14 protein-coding genes, 1 rRNA gene and 1 pseudogene are annotated in these 18,022 nt (G+C 72.0%); 4 read left to right on the forward strand and 12 right to left on the reverse strand.

The annotated features are described in order from the left end of the window. Positions 1-135 precede the first annotated feature (135 nt). Both ACIRB1_RS20710 and ACIRB1_RS20715 read left to right on the forward strand, forming a co-directional pair. On the forward strand, positions 136-1,938 hold the full coding sequence (locus ACIRB1_RS20710; protein WP_352180125.1) for a glycoside hydrolase family 15 protein: 1,803 nt from the start codon (positions 136-138) through the stop codon (positions 1,936-1,938). Between the two features lie 66 nt (positions 1,939-2,004). Beyond that, complete coding sequence (locus ACIRB1_RS20715) at positions 2,005-3,651, forward strand: PucR family transcriptional regulator (protein ID WP_403466487.1); 1,647 nt, start codon at positions 2,005-2,007, stop codon at positions 3,649-3,651. A gap of 10 nt (positions 3,652-3,661) precedes the next feature. Here ACIRB1_RS20715 and ACIRB1_RS20720 read toward each other — a convergent pair whose 3' ends face one another. The 5 genes from ACIRB1_RS20720 to ACIRB1_RS20740 form a co-directional block, all read right to left on the reverse strand. Then, positions 3,662-4,801 (reverse strand): glycosyltransferase family 4 protein, encoded by a 1,140-nt coding sequence (locus ACIRB1_RS20720; protein WP_403466488.1) that lies wholly within the window; start codon positions 4,799-4,801, stop codon positions 3,662-3,664. Positions 4,802-5,160: 359 nt separating this feature from the next. After that, a complete protein-coding gene (recN, locus tag ACIRB1_RS20725) occupies positions 5,161-6,879 on the reverse strand; it encodes a DNA repair protein RecN (RefSeq protein ID WP_403466506.1) in 1,719 nt (572 codons plus the stop codon). A 208-nt stretch (positions 6,880-7,087) separates the two neighbouring features. Next, positions 7,088-7,993, reverse strand: coding sequence for an NAD kinase (locus ACIRB1_RS20730; protein ID WP_352180122.1), 906 nt, complete (start codon positions 7,991-7,993; stop codon positions 7,088-7,090). Further along, the gene (locus tag ACIRB1_RS20735) at positions 7,990-8,805 is read right to left on the reverse strand and encodes a TlyA family RNA methyltransferase (protein ID WP_403466489.1); all 816 of its coding nucleotides are present in this window, start codon (positions 8,803-8,805) and stop codon (positions 7,990-7,992) included. The genes ACIRB1_RS20730 and ACIRB1_RS20735 overlap by 4 nt, the downstream gene beginning before the upstream one ends. Positions 8,806-8,812: 7 nt before the next feature. Further along, positions 8,813-9,130 carry a hypothetical protein gene (locus tag ACIRB1_RS20740; protein WP_403466490.1) on the reverse strand — a complete coding sequence of 106 codons (318 nt, stop codon included), beginning with the start codon at positions 9,128-9,130 and terminating at the stop codon, positions 8,813-8,815. Between the two features lie 42 nt (positions 9,131-9,172). Between ACIRB1_RS20740 and ACIRB1_RS20745 the strand changes: the two genes are divergently transcribed. Further along, complete coding sequence (locus ACIRB1_RS20745) at positions 9,173-9,520, forward strand: SCP2 sterol-binding domain-containing protein (protein WP_352180119.1); 348 nt, start codon at positions 9,173-9,175, stop codon at positions 9,518-9,520. On the opposite strand, the gene ACIRB1_RS20750 is transcribed toward ACIRB1_RS20745, so the two are convergent. The 4 genes from ACIRB1_RS20750 to ACIRB1_RS20765 all read right to left on the reverse strand — a co-directional run bounded on the left by ACIRB1_RS20750 (position 9,504) and on the right by ACIRB1_RS20765 (position 13,690). After that, the gene (locus tag ACIRB1_RS20750; protein WP_403466507.1) at positions 9,504-10,349 is read right to left on the reverse strand and encodes an ABC transporter ATP-binding protein; all 846 of its coding nucleotides are present in this window, start codon (positions 10,347-10,349) and stop codon (positions 9,504-9,506) included. The two genes, ACIRB1_RS20745 and ACIRB1_RS20750, sit on opposite strands and share 17 nt — an antisense overlap. A 122-nt stretch (positions 10,350-10,471) precedes the next feature. Continuing rightward, positions 10,472-11,527 carry a FecCD family ABC transporter permease gene (locus ACIRB1_RS20755; protein ID WP_403466491.1) on the reverse strand — a complete coding sequence of 352 codons (1,056 nt, stop codon included), beginning with the start codon at positions 11,525-11,527 and terminating at the stop codon, positions 10,472-10,474. Continuing rightward, on the reverse strand, positions 11,524-12,567 hold the full coding sequence (locus tag ACIRB1_RS20760; RefSeq protein ID WP_352180117.1) for an iron chelate uptake ABC transporter family permease subunit: 1,044 nt from the start codon (positions 12,565-12,567) through the stop codon (positions 11,524-11,526). The genes ACIRB1_RS20755 and ACIRB1_RS20760 overlap by 4 nt, the downstream gene beginning before the upstream one ends. Positions 12,568-12,661: 94 nt before the next feature. Beyond that, entirely contained in the window at positions 12,662-13,690 is a 1,029-nt protein-coding gene (locus ACIRB1_RS20765) for an HAD hydrolase-like protein (RefSeq protein ID WP_352180116.1), read from the reverse strand. A gap of 72 nt (positions 13,691-13,762) precedes the next feature. On the opposite strand from ACIRB1_RS20765, the gene ACIRB1_RS20770 reads away from it, so the two are divergent. Continuing rightward, the gene (locus ACIRB1_RS20770; RefSeq protein ID WP_352180115.1) at positions 13,763-15,055 is read left to right on the forward strand and encodes a DUF1015 domain-containing protein; all 1,293 of its coding nucleotides are present in this window, start codon (positions 13,763-13,765) and stop codon (positions 15,053-15,055) included. A gap of 82 nt (positions 15,056-15,137) precedes the next feature. On the opposite strand, the gene ACIRB1_RS20775 is transcribed toward ACIRB1_RS20770, so the two are convergent. From ACIRB1_RS20775 to rrf, 3 genes and pseudogenes are all read right to left on the reverse strand, one after another. Next, complete coding sequence (locus ACIRB1_RS20775) at positions 15,138-16,079, reverse strand: hypothetical protein (protein ID WP_403466508.1); 942 nt, start codon at positions 16,077-16,079, stop codon at positions 15,138-15,140. A gap of 246 nt (positions 16,080-16,325) precedes the next feature. Next, positions 16,326-17,579: pseudogene (locus ACIRB1_RS20780) on the reverse strand (hypothetical protein); the annotation flags it as partial. A 147-nt stretch (positions 17,580-17,726) separates the two neighbouring features. Beyond that, positions 17,727-17,843 (reverse strand): 5S ribosomal RNA (rrf, locus tag ACIRB1_RS20785). Positions 17,844-18,022 lie beyond the last annotated feature (179 nt).

An 18,022-nucleotide genomic window follows, 5' to 3' on the forward strand; every position in this document is an offset into this window, starting at 1 on the left:
AGAGCTCGTCAGTTCGTTGAGCAACGACCCTCATTTGCTTCATGGCTCAACGACGCACTACAAACGATCCCTTGACCGCACACAGCGACCGCCCCTTTCGCATGGGGCGACGTGGCCGTTCGACTGGAGTTGCACGTGGCCGGGCGCATCGAAGATTACGCACTCATCGGAGACATGCAGACCGCTGCCCTGGTCTGCCGGGACGGCACGGTGGACTGGCTGTGCCTGCCCCGTTTCGACTCCCACGCCATCTTCGCCGGCCTGCTGGGCACCGAGGAACACGGCTTCTGGCGGCTGGGCCCGGCCCACGCCGCCGACGCGCAGCCGCCCACCGCGGCCCGGCGCGGCTACCGCGGCGACTCGCTGATCCTGGAGTCCGAGTGGGACACCCCGCGAGGCACGGTCCGCGTGACCGATTTCATGCCCCCTCGCGACGGCGCCCCCCAGCTGATCCGCATCGTGGAGGGCGTCTCCGGCCGCGTCCCGATGCGCTCGGCCCTCCGCATGCGTTTCTCCTACGGCCGGGTCGTCCCCTGGGTGCACAAGCACGAGGGCCGCACGGTCGCCGTCGCGGGCCCCGACTCCGTGTGGTTCGACACAGACTGCGAGACCTACGGAAAGTCCCTGACGACGTACTCGGACTTCACCGTCGCCCCCGGTGACCGCATCGCGTTCACCATCTCCTGGGAGCCCTCGCACAAGCAGCCGCCGCCGCTCCCCGAGCCGGAGCAGTCGCTGGAGGCCACCGAGGACTTCTGGCGCGACTGGGTCGAGCAGTGCACGTACCACGGCCCCTACCGCGAGGCCGTGGTCCGCTCCCTGATCACGCTGAAGGCCCTGACGTACGCCCCGACGGGCGGCATCGTCGCCGCGCCCACCACCTCCCTCCCGGAGGAGATCGGCGGCGTCCGCAACTGGGACTACCGCTACACCTGGCTCCGCGACGCGGCCATCACCCTCTCCTCGCTGCTGCGCACCGGCTACCGCGAGGAGGCCCGCGCCTGGCGCGAGTGGCTGCTGCGCGCCGTCGCGGGAGACCCGGAGAACCTCCAGATCATGTACGGCATCGCCGGCGAGCGCGAGCTGGGCGAGGCGGAGCTGGACTGGCTGCCGGGCTACGAGAACTCGGGCCCGGTCCGGGTCGGCAACGGCGCCGCGCACCAGCTCCAGCTGGACGTCTACGGCGAGGTCACCGAGGCCCTGCACCTGGCCCACATGACGGGCCTGGCCCGCAACGACTACGCCTCCCTGCTCCAGCTGAAGCTGATCCGCTACCTGGAGAAGCACTGGGACGAGCCGGACGAGGGCATCTGGGAGGTGCGCGGCCCGCGCCGCCACTTCGTGCACTCGAAGGTGATGGCCTGGGTCGCGGTCGACCGCACGATCAAGCTGATCGAGTCGGGCGACGCGGACGGCCCGCTGGAGAAGTGGCGCGAGCTGCGCGACGACATCCACCGGGACGTGTGCGAGCGCGGCTACGACAAGGAGCGCAACACCTTCACACAGTCGTACGGCTCGAAGGAGCTGGACGCCTCGCTGCTGCTCATCCCGCAGATGGGCTTCCTGCCTCCGGACGACAAGCGCGTGATCGGCACCATCGAGGCGATCCAGCGGGAGCTGTCCACGCCGGACGGCTTCATCCTGCGCTACCCGACCTCGGGCACGGACGAGGGCGTCGACGGTCTCCCCGGCGACGAGGGCGCGTTCCTGGCCTGCTCGTTCTGGATGGCGGACGACCTCGCGATGATCGGCCGGGTCGACGAGGCCCGCAAGCTCTTCGAGAAGCTCCTGTCGCTCCGCAACGACCTGGGCCTCCTCGCCGAGGAGTGGGACCCGCGCCTGCAACGCCAGGTCGGCAACTTCCCGCAGGCCTTCAGCCACGTCCCCCTGATCGACACGGCCCTGCGCCTGACGGCCTCGGGGGCCTACGGCGGCTGACCGCGCCGAGCGCACGCCCCGGGCCCGAGATGTGCCCGGGGCGTTCCCGCAGGTACCGTCCGCTGCATGGACAGCCGTACGGACAGCACAGTCGCCGGCCAGGGCGCCGGCATCACCGTTCAACGGGCGCTGGAGCTGCCCGGGCTGCGCAGCGGGCTGCCGGAGATCCTGGCGGGCGCCGACCGCCTCCAGCGGACCGTGCGCTGGGTGCACGCGGGCGAGGTCCCGAACATCGCCTCCCTCCTCAAGGGCGGCGAACTCCTCCTGACCACGGGCTACGGCCTCGGCACGCGCCCCGCGGAGCAGCGCGCGTTCGTCCGCACCCTCGCCGAGCGTGGCATCGCGGCCCTGGTCGTCGAACTGGGTCCGCGCTTCACCCGCCTCCCCGCGACCTTGGTGGAGACGGCCCGGACGACCGGCCTCCCCCTCGTCCAGCTGCACCGCGAGGTGCCGTTCGTCGCGGTCACCGAGGAGATCCACACCGAGATCGTCAACGGCCACTACGCGCTGCTCCAGCAGGCCGAGGAGGTCCACCGACGCTGCACGGAGGCCCTGCTCGGCGGCGGCGGAATCCCCCAAGTCCTGGGCATCCTGGCCGACTTCAGCGGCAACCCGGTCTTCCTGGAGACCCCGGACGGCCAACTCCTGTACGCGGCGGGGTCGGGGCCCGAGGGCGCGGACCCGCTGGAGGTGTGGGAGGGCCTGCGCGGCCAGCACAAGGACGCCTCGCCGCCCGCCGGTTCGGTCCTGGTGGACGTGCCGGGGGGCGGTCCCGGTACGGGGTCGGTACGGGCGCGGATCGTGCTGCTTCCGGTACGGGCGCCGCTCGCGCCGGTGCACCGCATCGCCGCCGAACGGGCCGCGGGCAGCCTGGCCGTGGTCCTCATGCAGGCCCGCCAGGAAGAGGAGTTGGCCGCGCGCGGACGCGGCGACTTCCTCACCGACCTCGCCGAGGGCCGCATCGCCGCCGAGGACGCCCCGGCGCAGGCCCGCGTCCTGGGCTTCAAGCCCGGCACCAGCCCGCTGCTGCCGGTGGTCATGCGGCTCGGCGACGCCCTCGCCGCACCCGGCGGCGGCTGGGCGGTCCTGGCCCGCGCGGTCGCCGAGGAGCTGGCCTCGGTGGGAGTTCCGGTCCTGCTGGGCGTACGACCGGTCGAGGGCCGCGTCCCGCTCCTTCTCGGCCTGCGCTCGGAGTCGGAGCGGTCGGCGGTCGCGGACCGGGTGGCGGCCGCGCTGCGCGCGGGAGTCGAGCGCGCCGGAATGCAACGCCCGGGCGCGCAGCCGCCGATCGTGGTCGTCGGGGTGGCCGGCGGCTGGACGGCGGCGTCCGCGGGGCTGCGGCACGCGGCGGAGACGGCGACGGCGGCACAGGGCCTGTCCGACCGGCCCTGGTACGACGCACGGCGCCTCGACATCGAGCTGCTGCTGTGGCGGCTGCGCGACCACCCGGACCTCGCGGCCTTCGTGGACCGCGCGATCGGCCCGCTCCGGGACCACGACAACCGCTCCAAGCCGCCGCTGCTGCCCACCCTGGAAACGTACTTGGCGCACGCGGGCCGCAAGGCGGAGACCGCCCGCGAACTGCACCTCAACCGGCAGACCCTCTACAACCGGCTCGCCCGGATAGGGGAGTTGCTCGGCACCGACCTCGAAGACCCGCAGACGGTACTGGCGTTGAGCCTCGCGCTGCGCGCCCGCAGACTCGTCCCCTGAGGCGGCGCTCTCAGGTGAACGGCAGCGGCTGGGTCAACTCGTCGTAGACGCTGAGCACTTGGGCGACGGTCTCGTCCTCGGTGGGCCAACTGGCCGCCTGCCGGGCGCCCTTCTCCCGCAGCAGTTCCCGGCGTTCCGGGTCGCCCAGCAGGCGGGAGACGGCGTCGGCGAGGGCCTTCGCGTCGCCGTAGGGCACGAGTTCGGCGGCGTCGCCGACGAGTTCGGGGATGCCGCCGACGGCGGTCGCGACGAGCGGGACGCGGGCGTGCAGTGCCTCCTGGGCGATCACCGAGCGGGACTCCCAACTGCTGGGCAGGAGTGCCAGATCGGCGGCGGCGAGGATCTCGCTCGCGTCGTCGCGCCGCCCGAGAAGCCGGACCGGCAGTTCCTCGTCCTCGATGCGGCGCTGCAACTCGCCCCGCAGCGGCCCCTCCCCGGCGATCACGAGCAACGGCGCCGGATCGAGTCGGCACCAGCCGCGCGAGGCGTCCAGGAGGGTGTCGTAGCCGCGCTCCCGGTCGAGGGAGCCGACGGCGACGAGCAACGGGCGGGCGGTGGCGCCGAGTTCGGCCCGGAGCTTGGGGCTGAGCCGGTCGGGATCTTCGTGGTCCGGGGCGGCTCGACGCGGTCCGGGCAGGGCGACGGCGGCGAGGCGGGCGTCGCGGGCGCCGGTGCGCCGGGCCCGGTCGACGAGATCGGACGTAGTACCCAGCACCACCACGGCGGCCTTCACGACCCGCCGCTCCAGCAGCCGCAGCAGGTGCGCCCGGGCTCCCTCGACCTGGGTGCGGTTGTGCCATGTCACGACGAGCGGGGTGCGGCGACCGCTGAGGGCGAGGACGGCACGGAAGGAGGCGTGCAGCCCGTGCGCGTGCACCAGGTCGGCGTCCGCGCAGGCCGCCCGGAGCACGGCCACGGACGCCGGGTCGCTGCTGCGGGGCACGTGCACATGGTCGGCGCCGACGCCCGTGAAGTCGTAGAGGTGATCGGCCTCGACGGGGGCGCACACCGTCACGCGCACGCCCCGCGCGACGAGCCCGGAGGCCAGGGAGCGCACATGCGCGCTGCTCGCGGCGTTGCCTCCGCCGAGCACCTGCACGGTGCGCAGCGGCGACTGGCCGTGCGGTGAGTGGCTGCTCACGGGGGTCACGTGGCCGGGGCTCCTGGTTCGGCGACGGGCGGTCACGAAGAAAGTACAGAAGGATCGGGCGGAGGGGGTGTACCGCACGCTTCCTACGCGTTCCGACTCAAGGATGCCAGCACGTACGGGTGTTCCGGCAACGCCGGCGGGCATGGGGGCCGTGCCGAGGGGCAACAGGGGCACGGGTGTCACCCGTACGAGTGAGGAGGCGGCGCGTCCGGAACGGGCTCCCCGCCTCAGCTCGCCCGCGCCGGCTCGCTCACCCTGTCCCCGTACACCGCCGCGCCCACCACGGCGGCGGCAGGCGCGACCAGCCCCGCCCGCTCAGCTCACTGCCGGGGACGACCGGGCCCGCGTACAAAGTTCCGCTACCCGTCCGCCCGTGCCGTCGCCAGCAGCTCCTCCGCATGCGCCCGCGCCGTCTCCGAGTCCTCCTGGCCGGCGAGCATGCGGGACAACTCCCGTACACGCTCCTCGCCTTCGAGGACCTTCACACCGGAGCGGGTGACGGAGCCGTCGTTGGTCTTCTCCACCAGCAACTGCCGGTCGGCGAACGCGGCGACCTGGGGCAGGTGGGTGACGACGACGACCTGGGCGGTCTTGGCGAGCTTCGCGAGGCGGCGGCCGATCTCGACGGCCGCCTTGCCGCCGACGCCCGCGTCGACCTCGTCGAACAGATAGGTCGGGACGGGGTCGGTACCCGCGAACACGACCTCCACGGCGAGCATCACGCGGGACAGCTCACCGCCGGACGCGCCCTTGGCGATGGGCCGGGGCGGAGCGCCCGGGTGCGGGGCGAGGAGCAGTTCGACCTCGTCGACGCCCGACGGGCCGTAGGCGACCGCACGGCCGCCGACCTCGACGCCCTCCGGGTCCTCGGTCTGCCGGATCTCGAACGACACACGCGCGTGCGGCATCGCGAGGGACGCCAGCTCCGCGGTCACCGCCGCGGCGAAGCGCTCGGCGGCCTCCGTGCGGGCGTCGGTCAACGCCTGGGCGAGGCCGCCCAGTTCACCGCGCAGCGCGTCCCGCTCGGCGGTCAGCTCGTCGATGCGCTCGTCGTCACCGTCGAGTTCGGTCAGCCGCGAGGCGCCCTGTTCCGCGTACGCGAGCACAGCGGTGATGTCCTCGCCGTACTTCCGGGTGAGCGCGTTGAGGGCGGCCCGGCGTTCCTCGACGGCGGCCAGCCGCAGCGGATCGGCGTCCAGGTCGTCGGCGTATCCCGCCAACTCCCCCGCCACATCGCCGAGAAGGATGCCGATCTCACCGATCCGGTCGGTGAGCGAGGCGAGTTCGGAGTCGTGGGACCGGACGGCTTCCAGGGCCCGCTGCGCACCCGCGACGAGCGTCGCCGCGTCGATGCCCTCGGGGTCCTCCGGGTTACCGGCGAGCGCGGCATGGGCGGCCGTCGCCGCGGACGCCAACGCCTCGGCGTGACCGAGCCGTTCGGCCTCGGCGGCGAGTTCGACGTCCTCCCCGGGGCGCGGCTCGACGCCGGCGATCTCGTCGAGGCCGTAGCGCAACATGTCGGCTTCCTGGGCCCGTTCACGAGCGCGCGTGGTGATCTCGTCCAGCTCGACGGCGACGGCGCGCAGCCGTCGATACGCCTCGCCGTACTTGGCCAGCGGCCCGGTGACGGCGTCCCCGGCGTACCGGTCGAGCGCCTGCCGCTGCCGGGACTGCTTCAACAGCCCCTGCTGATCGGTCTGCCCGTGCACGGCGACGAGGTCGTCGGCCAGCTCGGCGAGCAGCCCCACCGGCACGGATCGCCCGCCCAGGTGCGCCCGGGACCGCCCCTCGGCGGAAACGGTACGGCTGATGAGCAGCGTCCCGTCGTCCAGCTCGGCACCGGCCTCCTCGGCACGCAGGACGGCCGAGGCTCCCGGAGGCACGGAGATCCGCCCCTCCACGACCGCGTTCTTCGCCCCGATCCGCACCAGCGCCGGGTCCGCCCGCCCTCCGAGCAGCAGCCCGAGACTGGTGACGACCATGGTCTTGCCCGCACCGGTCTCACCCGTGACAGCGGTGAATCCCGGCGACAGCTCGACGACAGCGTCGTCGATGACTCCGAGCGACCGTATCCGCATCTCCTCCAACACGGACACGACCTTACGAGGTCGGGGGCCGCCTGTGCGACGCCCCCCACCTCACGAGTGAGAACGCCCAGGTAGACGAATGCACACAGGCCCCCCATGTCACCCACCTGAGTGGACAGACCCTTCTTTTAGGGGCGCGAGGCAGTGTCGATGTGCGGCTCCGCCGCGCGAGCGCGACAAGCCCTCACCGACCGGCACCTTACTGAGGAGCCCCACGCCACCCCGAAACAGGCAGGGCGAACTTCGCGACGAGCCGGTCCGTGAACGACGCATGATGCAGCCGGGCAAGCCGCACGGGCACGGCACCTCGCCGAACCTCGACGCGAGCCCCGGGAGGCAGTTCGACGGTCCGCCGCCCGTCGCACCACAGGACCCCCGGCGGGATGTGCGGCAGCACCTCGACGGCGAGCACGGAGTCCGGCGAGGTGACCAACGGCTTGGCGAACAACGCGTGCGCGCTGATCGGCACCATCAGCAACGCCTCGACCTCGGGCCACACCACAGGACCGCCGGCGGAGAAGGCGTACGCCGTGGACCCGGTGGGCGTCGCGCAGACGATCCCGTCACACCCGAACCCCGTCACCGGCCGCCCGTCGATCTCCAGCACGACCTCAAGCAGCTTCTCCGCGCCGGCCTTCTGCACCGCCGCCTCGTTCAGCGCCCAGTCCGTGTGCACGATGTTCCCGTTCTTGTGCACCACGACATCGACGGTCATCCGCTCCTCGACCTCGTACGCCCGCGTGACCACCCGGTCCACGACCTTGTCGAGATCGTCCCGCTCCGCCTCCGCGAGGAACCCCACGCTGCCGAGGTTGACGCCGAGCATCGGCACCCCGGACGCCCGGGCGAACTCCGCGCCGCGCAGCAGCGTGCCGTCGCCGCCGAGGACGATGAGCAGCTCGCAGCCCTCAAGGCACTGCGGGGTGGCCTCGGTGACCGTCTCCACCTCGGGGGGCAGCGGCAGGTCGCGTGCCTCGTACTCCAGGACGCGCACTCCGATACCGGATTGCAGGAGCCCCTTCACCACCAGTTCGGCACTCCGGATGGCCGCCGGGCGACCCGTGTGCGCGAGCAGGAAAACAGTACGAGCTCGGTTCTGTGTCAACGCGGCCCCTCCGCCACTGCACGGTCAACATCGGCCGGGTCCAGTTCGGGTGCGCCGGCCCGCAGCCACAGAAAGTACTCGACATTCCCCGACGGCCCGGGCAGCGGGCTGGCGGTGACCCCGCGCACCCCGAGCCCCAGCTCGGCCGCCCGCCGGGCGACCTCGCGCACGGCCTCGGCCCGGAGTTCCGGGCTGCGGACGACTCCGCCGCTCCCCAGCCGCTCCTTCCCCACCTCGAACTGCGGCTTGACCATCATCACCAGGTCCGCGTCCGGCTTCGTGCACCGCACCAGGGCGGGCAGCACCAGCCCGAGCGGGATGAAGGACAGATCCCCCACGACAAGATCCACAGGCTCCCCATCGATCGCTTCAAGCGTCAACTCGCGTACGTTCGTACGGTCCTTGACGGTGACGCGTTCATCGCTCTGAAGAGACCAGGCGAGTTGTCCGTACCCGACGTCGACGGCCACGACCTGCGTGGCACGCGCCCGCAGCAGCACATCGGTGAAGCCTCCGGTGGACGCGCCGGCGTCCAGCGCCCGCCGCCCCTCGACCACGAGCCCCCGCGGTACGAAGGCCGCCAGCGCGCCCGCGAGCTTGTGGCCGCCCCGCGAGACGTAGTCGGGATCGTCGTCGTCCCGCACGACCACGATGGCGGCCGCGGTCTCCACCTGGGTGGCGGGCTTGGTCGCGACGGTCTTGCCCACGGTGACCCGGCCGGCGGCGATCAGCTGGCTCGCGTGCTCCCGCGAGCGCGCGAGCTTCCGTCGGACCAGCTCGGCGTCGAGACGGCGGCGTGCCACTCCTGCCACGTTCGGTTCAGCTCCTGTTGTCGTACGGCCTCGGGGGCCCCGGAGGTCCCGGGCGGGCGTCCAGCGCTGTGAGCGCGTCGCGCAGCCCCCGGTGTACATCCTCGTACACCTCGACATGTCCGTCGGTGGCGAGGTGGTCGGTGTCGGCGAGCCGCCCGAGCTGGGCATCGACGTCGGCGTTGCCGCTCGGGGCGCGGTCCACGTGCAGGGGCGCGGGGGCGGCCGGGTCGTACGCGGGCTCCGGCTCCACGACGGCCTCCGGAACACCCGCCGGAACACCCTGCGCTACGGCCCCGACCTCGGCCTCGGGCAATGAGTCGCTCATGCCCAGACGCTACCCCGAAGCCCTGGGGTACCGTCGATCACGATGGCAACGATCGAAGAGTGCCGCGCCGCACTCGAGAAGCTCTCGGACAACATGCAGAAGGCCGATGGGAATGTCCGCGCCGCCGCGGCCATGGACCGTTCGGTCAGCTGCCGGATCACCGACCTCGACACCACGTTCGTCGGCCGGCTCACCGGCGGCCGGATCGTGGTGGACGAGACCGTGCGGGGCCTTCCGGCGGAGAAGGCCCAGATCAGGCTGACCATGGCCGGTGACGACCTCGTCGCCATGGTCGACGGCGGCCTGAACTTCGCCAAGGCCTGGGGCTCGGGCCGGGTGAAGCTGGAGGCCAACGTGTTCGACCTGTTCCGCCTCAGGAAGCTTCTGTAGTCACCGCTACCGTCCCTGCCCCGGCGGCGGCTCCCGCACGCGCGCGTGCCTTGCGTGCCGCCGGCACCACCAGCGGTGTGCCCGTCTCCGGGTCGTCGATCACCTGGCAGCGCAGCCCGAAGACCTCCTCGACCAGGTCGGCCGTCACGATGTCGCTCGGGGCGCCCTCCGCGATGACCGTGCCCTCCCGCAGCGCGATGAGGTGGGTGGCGTACCGGGCGGCGTGGTTGAGGTCGTGCAGCACCGCGACCAGCGTGCGGCCCTGCTCCTCGTGCAGTTCGGCACAGAGGTCGAGGACGTCGATCTGGTGCTGGATGTCCAGGTAGGTGGTCGGCTCGTCGAGCAGCAGCAGGGGTGTCTGCTGGGCCAGCGCCATCGCGATCCACACGCGCTGCCGCTGCCCGCCGGACAGTTCGTCGACATAGCGATCGGCCAGTTCGGCGACTCCGGTCTGTGCCATCGACTCCTGTACGACCCGCTCGTCCTCGGCGGACCACTGGCGCAGGATGCCCTGGTGCGGGTACCGGCCGCGGCCCACGAGGTCGCCGACGGTGATGCCGTCGGGCGCGATGGACGACTGGGGCAGCAGCCCCAGGGTGCGCGCGACCTTCTTCGCCGGCATCGACTGGATGACCTGCCCGTCGAGCAGCACCCGGCCCTCGTTCGGCTTCAGCATCCGGGACAGGGCGCGCAGCAGCGTGGACTTGCCGCACGCGTTCGGGCCGACGATCACCGTGAAGGAGTTGTCGGGGATCTCCACGGACAACTCGCGCGCGATGACGCGCTGGTCGTAGGCGAGGGTGACGTTCTCGGCGGACAGGCGGTTCACGGTGCTCCTTCGGTGGTTCTCGTTCGCCGAGGCGTTCGTAGAGGTGTGCGTGGAGGTATACGTGGAGAGGCTCGCGGAGACGTTCGTGGCGGCGCTCGCGGGAGTGGTGGCCCTGGCCGCGCTCATATCCGGCCCGCCTTCCGCTCGGTGACCAGGAGCCACAGCAGGTAGATCCCGCCGAGGACCCCGGTGACCACGCCGACGGGCAACTGGTCGGCGCCGAAGGCCCGTTGGGACGCCCAGTCGGCGGTGACCAGCAGGGTGGCGCCCATGCAGAGGGAGGGCACCAGATTGGGACCGGGCGAGCGGGTCAGCCGGCGGGCGAGCTGCGGTGCCGTGAGAGCGACGAAGCCGACGGGTCCCGCGGCGGCGGTCGCGGCCGAGGTGAGCAGCACGGCGGCCACCAACAGCAGCAGCCGTACGCGCTCGACGCGCACCCCGAGGGCGTACGACACGTCGTCGCCCATCTCCATCATCCGCAGCCCGCGCCCGTTGGCGAGGACCAGCGGCAGCAGCACGGCGCACAGCGCGAGCAGCGGCCAGACCTGCGTCCAGTCACGGCCGTTGAGGGAGCCGGTCATCCAGACAACCGCGCGGGCCGCGTCGACGAGGTCGGCCTTGGTGAGCAGATAGCCGTTGACGGCGGTGACGACGGCGGAGACCCCGATGCCGACCAGGACGAGCCGGTACCCGTGCACGCCCTGCTTCCAGGCGAGCAGATAGATCGCGAGCCCGGTCACCAGACCGCCGACGAGCGCCCCGAGGGTGACGGCGGTCGCGCTGCCGGAGAACAGCACGATCATGACGAGCGCCCCGGCCGTCGACCCCTGTGAGAGGCCGAGCACGTCCGGACTGCCCAGCGGATTGCGGGAGATGGACTGGAACAGCGCACCCCCGAGCCCGAGCGAGGCACCGACCAGGAGGCCGACGAGGACGCGGGGCAGCCGCAGTTCGTTGACGATGAACTCCTGTCCCGCGTTCCCGCCGCCGAACAGCGTCTTGAGGACGTCACCGGCCGGGATCGGGAAGTCCCCGGTGCCGATCAGCACGACGCTCGCGGCGAGCGCGCAGACCAGGAGAAGGACGACGACCGTCACGGCGCGGGGGTCGAGACGCAGCGAGAGACCGCCGGTCCGTACGGCCCGGGTACGGAGAGTCTGAGTGCGTGTGGCCTTCACAGCTGGGCCGTCCTCCGCCGTCGTACGAGATAGATGAAGACCGGGCCGCCGATGATCGCGGTCACGATGCCGACCTGGAGCTCCGCGGGCCGCGCGATCAGCCGGCCGAGCACGTCCGCCGAGAGCAGCAGCACGGGCGACAGGATCGTGGCGTACGGCAGGATCCAGCGCAGATCGGGGCCGGTGAAGGAGCGCACCACGTGCGGGACCATCAGGCCGACGAAGACGATCGGGCCGCAGGCCGCGGTCGCCGCTCCGCACAGCACGGTCGCGGAGAGCATGGCGAGCGCGCGGGTGCGGTTGAGGTCGGCGCCGAGGGCGCGGGCGGTGTCGTCGCCCATCGCGACCGCGTTCAGGGGGCGGGCGAGCAGCAGCGCGACGACCGTGCCGACCGCGAAGAACGGCGCGACCTGGGTGATCGTCGAGCCGGTGGCCGAGGCCAGTGAACCGACCGTCCAGAAGCGCATCTTGGAGAGCGCCGCGTCGTCCATGATCATGACGGCCTGGAGATAGCCGTAGAGCGCGGCGCTGATCGCGGTGCCGGCGAGGGCGAGGCGTACGGGGGTGGCGCCCCGGCTGCCGCCCAGGAACCAGACCAGCGCGCCGACCACGGCCGCGCCCGCGAAGGCGAACCAGACGTAGCCGCTCAGCGAGGTGACACCGAAGTACGTGATCGCGGTGACGACCGCGGCGGAGGCGCCGGCGTTGATGCCGAGGAGGCCGGGGTCCGCGAGGGGGTTGCGGGTGAGCGCCTGGAGGACCGCGCCGGACAGGCCGAGCGCGGCACCGGCGAGCAGCCCGAGGACCGTACGGGAGACGCGGTCGCCGACCACGACGTCCGCATAGGTCCCCGAGTCATGGAACAGGCCGTGCCACACATCCCCCAACGGCAGCGATTTCGCGCCGATCGCGATGCTCGCCAGGGCCACGAGGACCAGGAGCGCCATCGAGGCGAAGAGCCCAAGGACACGTATCGCCCGGTGGGTTGGGGGCGCGGGGGCGGTCTCCGCGCGCTGTTCTGGAGGACTGTCGACCAACACCAGGTTAGGTTAGCCTACCCTCGCATGTGTTCCGGAGGCCGTGTCCCGCTCCCCCGCCGTTCAGCGCCCCGGACGCCGAGCCCGCCTCCCCGTGTCACAACTCCAGCCGCGCCAGCGCCTTCTCGCCGTCCAGCGTGCAGGAACCGTCCCCCGCCGCCGTCCAGGCCGCCGCGCACAGGGCGCGCAACCCGTCCAAGGGCTCGCCCTCACCGTCGAGTTCCAGCCGGTCACGGCCCGCCGTCGCCGTCCAGCCACCGCACCGGAAGCCGTCTCCCGCCTCGGTGACCTCGGGCTGCCCGGTGAGCATGCCCCGCAGATCGGCGTCGACGTACGTCGGCCGGTGCTGCGGCGGCGCGGCCAGCAGCTGCGGGCCGTCGGTCACCCCGGTCAGGACGAGCAGCGAATCCACCTCGCCGTTGAACGCCCCCTCGATGTCCGTGTCCAGGCGGTCCCCCACGACCAACGGCCGCTCGGCGCCCGTGCGCAGGATCGTCTCCTTGTGCATGGGCGGCAACGGCTTGCCCGCGACCTGCGGCTCGGCCCCGGTCGCGATGCGTACGACCTCCACCGCCGCGCCGTTGCCCGGGGCGATGCCGCGCGCGCTCGGGATCGTCAGGTCGGTGTTGGACGCGAACCACGGCACCCCGCGCGCGATGGCGTAACAGGCCTCCGCGAACCGCGACCACATCAGGTCGGGACCGCCGTAGCCCTGCACCACGGCCACCGGCTCGTCGTCCGCCGAGTCGACGGGCTCAAGGCCGCGCTCGCGCAGCGCGACCCGCAGCCCCTCGCCGCCGATGACCAGCACCCGGGAGCCCGCCGGCACCTGCTCGCTGATCAGCCGGGCGACGGCCTGCGCGGAGGTGATGACGTCGTCGGCACCCGTCGGTATGCCCAGCTCGGTGAGGTGGTCGGCCACCGCGTCCGGGGTCCGCAGCGCGTTGTTCGTGACGTAGGCCAGCCGCATCCCGCCCGCGCGGGCGGTGGCGAGCGAGTCGACCGCGTGGGCGATCGCCTCACCCCCCGCGTACACCACCCCGTCGAGGTCGAGCAGCGCCGTGTCGTACGCCTCGCTCAGGGCCCGGCCACTGCCCTCGGGCCTCGTCCTGACGCTCTGGCTCATTCCACATCGCTCCTCGTTCGATCGCTTTCACCCGATCATCCCGCATGCCACTGACACACGTACGATGCCGGGATGAACACCGCAGGTCACTCGGAAGCAACGGAGCGCCGAGGCCTGGAACTCACCCCGTTCCGAGGCCTTCGCTACGACCCCGACCTGGTCGGCAGCCTGGCCGCCGTGACGTCCCCACCGTACGACGTCGTCGTACGCCCCGACGGCCTGCACCATCTCCAGGACTCCGACCCGCACAACATCGTCCGGCTGATCCTCCCGCAGGCCACCACCCCCAGCGCCCGCAACGAACAGGCCGCCGACACCCTGCACCGCTGGCTCTCCGAGGGCGTCCTCACCACCGACCCCGAGCCCGGCCTGTACGTCTACGAACAGCACGACGGCAACGGCCTGTTGCAGCGCGGTGTCATCGGCGCCCTGCGCCTGTCGGACCCGTCGGAGGGCGTGGTCCTGCCGCACGAGGACGTCATGCCGCACGTGGTCGCCGACCGCGCGGCCCTCATGCGCGCCACCTCGGCGAACTTCGAACCCCTGCTCCTGACCTACCGCGGCAATGGCACGCCGTCCGACACGACGACGGTCGTCGAGCGCATCGCCCAGGACCCCGCCCTGCTGTCGACGACCACGGAGGACGGCTACAGCCACCGCCTCTGGTCGGTCACCGACCCCGCCGACCTGGCCCGCATCCAGCAGGACCTGGCCCACCACCAGGCCCTGATCGCCGACGGCCACCACCGCTGGGCGACCTATCGACGTCTACGCGCGGAGCACCCCTCCCCCAGTCCCTGGGACTACGGCCTCGTCCTCCTCGTGGACACGGCCCGCTACCCGCTCCGCGTCCGCGCGATCCACCGCCTCCTGCACGGCGTCCCGGTCTCCGCCGCCCTCGCCGCCCTGGAGGGCCTGTTCCGGGTACGGCACCTGGAGATGCCCCTCCCGGAAGCGCTGGACGCCCTCGCCGACGCGGCCTGCGAGGGCAACGCCTTCCTCCTCGCCGGCGACGGCGCCTTCCACCTGGTCGACCACCCGGACCCGGACCTCCTGGCCCGCACGATCCCGGCCGACCGCCCGGCCGCCTGGCGCACCCTGGACGCGACGGTCCTGCACGCCACCCTCCTGGACCACGTCTGGCACGTCCCTGAGGACGACCCGGCCCGCATCGCCTACATCCACGACACCGCCGCCACGGTCCGCAAGGCCGAACGCGACGGCGGCACGGCCGTGTTGATGCACCCCGTCCGCGAGGAGATCGTCCGCGACCTGGCCCGCCAAGGGGTCACGATGCCCCGCAAGTCGACGTCCTTCGGCCCGAAACCGGCGTCGGGACTGGTGCTGCGCGCACTGGACGACTGAGCCGCGGCCGTCACCACCCGGAACGCGAAAGGGCGGGACCCCAGGTGCTGGGGTCCCGCCCTTGTCACTTCACCGACGTGGGTCAGTTCTTGTCGTCGTCGTCATCTTCTTTAGGAAGGGCATCGTCCTTGACGACGTCTTCCTTGACGACGTCTTCCGTGGACTCGGCAGCGGCTTCGACACCGTCGTCCTCGTCCTCGGCGTCGTCCTCGATGTCGTCGTCCTCGTCCTCGTCGTCCAACTCGTCGACTACGGAGACATCGTCCTGGGGCTCGACCTCGTCATCGACCAGGGCCTCGGCCTCAGCGTCGGTCACGGTGTCGCTGTCGTCCTCGTCGTCGTCCTCGACGAACGCGTCGACGAACTCGACCCCGTCCATCTCGGCGAGCCGGTCCGACGCGTCCGTGCTGCCGTCCTTGTCGGACTCCACGGCCTTGGCGAACCACTCCCGCGCCTCGCCCTCGCGCCCGGCGGCGAGCAGGGCGTCGGCGTAGGCGTACCGCAGTCGCGCGGTCCACGGCTGCACGGTGTTCGAGGCCAGCTCGGGGCTCTGGAGCGTGACGATCGCCGCGTCGAGCTGGTCCATGTCACGCCGGGCACCGGCCGCGACGAGCCGCATCTCGACCTGGCCGGCCTTGTCGAGCTTGTGCACCTCGGCCGCGCCGGCCATCTCCAGCGCCTTCTCGGGCCGCCCGAGCCCACGCTCGCAGTCGGCCATCACGGGCCACAGGTCCACGCTGCCGGTCATCCGACGCGCGGCCCGGAACTCGGCCAGCGCCTCGCTGTACTTCTGGTTGGCGTACGCGGCGAAACCGGCCGCCTCGCGCACGGCGGCGACACGGGACGCCAGGCGCAGGGCGATCTTGGAGTAGGCGTAGGCGCCCTCGGGGTCCTCGTCGATGAGCCGGGCGACCATCACCAGGTTCTTGGAGACGTCCTCCGCGAGCCCCTTCGGCAGGCTGAGCAGCTCCTGCCGTACGTCCTTGTCGATCTCCTCGCCGGTGACGTCCTCGGGGATCGGCAGCCGCTTGATCGGCTCCCGGTCGCGGTCCCGCTCGTCCCGGAACCGGCTGCCGCCACCACGGCGGTCGTCGCCGCGACGGTCGTCACGCCGGTCGTCGCGGCGGGGGTAGCCACCGCGCTCGTCGTCACGCCGGAACGCGGGACGGTCACCACGGCTGTCGTCCCGACGGAAACCACCGGGACGCCCTCCACGATCGCCGCCACGGTCATCACGGCGGTCATCGCGACGGGGCCCGGACGGACGGTCGTCACGGCGGGGAGCGGCGGAACGGTCGTCACGGCGGGCATAGCTGCCACGGTCGCCGCGGTCGTCGTCACGCCGGAAGGCAGGACGCTCGCCCCGGTTGTCACCACGGTTGTCGCCCCGATCATCACGGCGGAACGGAGGACGCTCACCACGACTGTCGTCACGCCGGAAGGCAGGACGATCCCCACCACGGTCATCACGACGCGGGGCGGCGGAGCGGTCGTCACGGCGGGGGTAGCTGCCACGGTCCCCGCGGTTGTCGTCACGCCGGAAGGCAGGACGGTCACCGTCACGACGGTCGTCACGGCGGTCGTCACGCCGGAAGGGCGGACGCTCACCACGGTTGTCACCACGGTTGTCGCCGCGGTCATCACGCCGGAACGGAGGACGCTCACCACGACTGTCATCGCGCCGGAAGCCACCACGATCGCCGCCGCGGTCATCCCGGCGGGGGCCGGCGAAACGGTCGTCACGACGCGGGGCGGCGGAACGGTCGTCACGCCCACGGAATCCACCGCGATCGCCACTGCCACGGTCATCGCTACGACGGTCATCGCGACGGTCGTCACGGCGGGGGTAGCTGCCACGGTCGCCGCGGTCGTCGTCACGCCGGAAGGCAGGGCGCTCGCCCCGGTTGTCACCACGGTTGTCGCCGCGGTCATCACGGCGGAACGGAGGCCGCTCACCGCGATTGTCGTCACGCCGGAAGCCGCCACCGCTGCCCCGGTTGTCGTCCCGCCGGAAGGGCGGACGCTCACCACGGCTGTCATCGCGCCGGAAACCGCCACCGCGGTTGTCGTCGCGACGCTCTCCACCCCGGTTGTCGCTGCGGTCGTCACGGCGGAACGGGGGCCGCTCACCGCGGTTGTCGTCCCGACGGAAACCACCGGGACGCCCGCCACGCTCGCCACCACGGTCATCCCGACGGGGCCCGGACGGACGGTCGTCACGACGAGGACCCGCGGGCCGGTCATCGCGACGGGGGCCGGCGGAACGGTCGTCACGCCCGCGGTACCCACCGCGGTCGCCACCGCCCCCGCTACCGGCACCGCCGCGGTCGTCACGGCGAGGGGCGCCGCCCCGGTTGTCGTCACGGCGGCCGTAGCCCCCGCGATCGCCGCTGCCGCCGCGGTCGTTTCCACGATCGTTGCTACGACTCGGGCCTCCGCGGTACCCGCCACGGTCGCCGCGGTCACCACTGTCCCGTCGCCGCTCCTCGCGCTCCGGTCGGTCCTCGGGAGAGTTGGTGGACATCGGTGACTCCTGTCTTCGGTACCGCAAGTCATTCTCGCGCAGCCAGCTACGCGGCGCGCTCCGGACTGTGTTTCTGAAAGTTTCTGGAAAAACAAAAGGACCCCTGGTCCCAGCGTGAACGCTGGGACCAGGGGTCCTCCAAAGATTGTTCGGCGGCGTCCTACTCTCCCACAGGGTCCCCCCTGCAGTACCATCGGCGCTGTAAGGCTTAGCTTCCGGGTTCGAAATGTAACCGGGCGTTTCCCTCACGCTATGACCACCGAAACCCTAATGGTTTCGAGCGAACAAGCACACTTTTCTGTTGTGTCGTTCAAGCTCTAGCCGACAACTGTTCGTTGTCTCAGAACTAACACAGTGGACGCGAGCAACTGAGGACAAGCCCTCGGCCTATTAGTACCGGTCACCTCCAGCGGTTACCCGCCTTCCAGATCCGGCCTATCAAC

The organism is Streptomyces sp. NPDC096013 (assembly GCF_044763565.1).
Classification (GTDB): Bacteria; Actinomycetota; Actinomycetes; order Streptomycetales; family Streptomycetaceae; genus Streptomyces.

What these genes read in the sequence shown, in the direction of transcription:
- ACIRB1_RS20740 (WP_403466490.1), bottom strand. Translation starts at nt 9,130, where the DNA reads ATGAGCGACTCATTGCCCGAGGCCGAGGTCGGGGCCGTAGCGCAGGGT.
- ACIRB1_RS20745 (WP_352180119.1), top strand. Translation starts at nt 9,173, where the DNA reads ATGGCAACGATCGAAGAGTGCCGCGCCGCACTCGAGAAGCTCTCGGAC.
- recN (WP_403466506.1), bottom strand. Translation starts at nt 6,879, where the DNA reads ATGCGGATACGGTCGCTCGGAGTCATCGACGACGCTGTCGTCGAGCTG.
- ACIRB1_RS20770 (WP_352180115.1), top strand. Translation starts at nt 13,763, where the DNA reads ATGAACACCGCAGGTCACTCGGAAGCAACGGAGCGCCGAGGCCTGGAA.
- ACIRB1_RS20765 (WP_352180116.1), bottom strand. Translation starts at nt 13,690, where the DNA reads ATGAGCCAGAGCGTCAGGACGAGGCCCGAGGGCAGTGGCCGGGCCCTG.
- ACIRB1_RS20715 (WP_403466487.1), top strand. Translation starts at nt 2,005, where the DNA reads ATGGACAGCCGTACGGACAGCACAGTCGCCGGCCAGGGCGCCGGCATC.